This is a genomic window from Micromonospora sp. C95, from assembly GCF_018070465.1.
In the GTDB taxonomy this organism is placed as follows: Bacteria; Actinomycetota; Actinomycetes; order Mycobacteriales; family Micromonosporaceae; genus Micromonospora.
The window spans coordinates 1-916 of record NZ_JAGPXT010000065.1 but is presented as its reverse complement, the minus strand read 5'-3'; the positions used below and the strand labels follow the sequence as shown (position 1 = coordinate 916).

The following is a 916-nucleotide window of genomic DNA, read 5'->3' as shown; positions in this document are numbered from 1 at the left end:
CGTCCGGCTGCGCCGTCGCTCGGGTACGACATGGGTGACGGGACGATGCGGATCTACCGCTGGACCTCCGACGGCAACTCGTTCAACCGCGCCAACGACTACAACTCCGGAAGCTTCTCCCTCGACAACGTCGGAGACCGAGTCGCCTCCGGCGACGTCGACGGCGACGGCCGCGACGACATCGTCATGGCCTACCAGAACAGCGACGGCACCTGGGGCCTACACACCTTCCTCAACGGCAACGACTGGGACGGCATCTGGTACACCGGCGGCTCCATGAACCTCGACCGCGTCGGCGGCCGACTCGTCCTCAGCGACGTCAACGGCGACGGCCGCAGCGAACCGGCACTCGTCTACGACATGGGCGACGGCACCATGCGGATCTACCGCTGGACCTCCGACGGCAACTCGTTCAACCGCGCCAACGACTACAACTCCGGAAGCTTCTCCCTCGACAACGTCGGAGACCGAGTCGCCTCCGGCGACGTCGACGGCGACGGCCGCGACGACATCGTCATGGCCTACCAGAACAGCGACGGCACCTGGGGCCTACACACCTTCCTCAACGGCAACGACTGGGACGGCATCTGGTACACCGGCGGCTCCATGAACCTCGACCGCGTCGGCGGCCGACTCGTCCTCAGCGACGTCAACGGCGACGGCCGCAGCGAACCGGCACTCGTCTACGACATGGGCGACGGCACCATGCGGATCTACCGCTGGACCTCCGACGGCAACTCGTTCAACCGCGCCAACGACTACAACTCCGGAAGCTTCTCCCTCGACAACGTCGGAGACCGAGTCGCCTCCGGCGACGTCGACGGCGACGGCCGCGACGACATCGTCATGGCCTACCAGAACAGCGACGGCACCTGGGGCCTACACACCTTCCTCAACGGCAACGACTGGGACGGCA

General features: G+C 66.3%; 1 protein-coding gene. It reads left to right on the top strand.

Annotation, left to right across the window (positions count from 1 at the left end; all coding sequences use genetic code 11):
- Nucleotides 1-916, top strand: a 916-nt coding sequence (locus tag KBX00_RS28975; protein ID WP_210831234.1) for an FG-GAP-like repeat-containing protein, incomplete at both ends; no start/stop codon positions are given.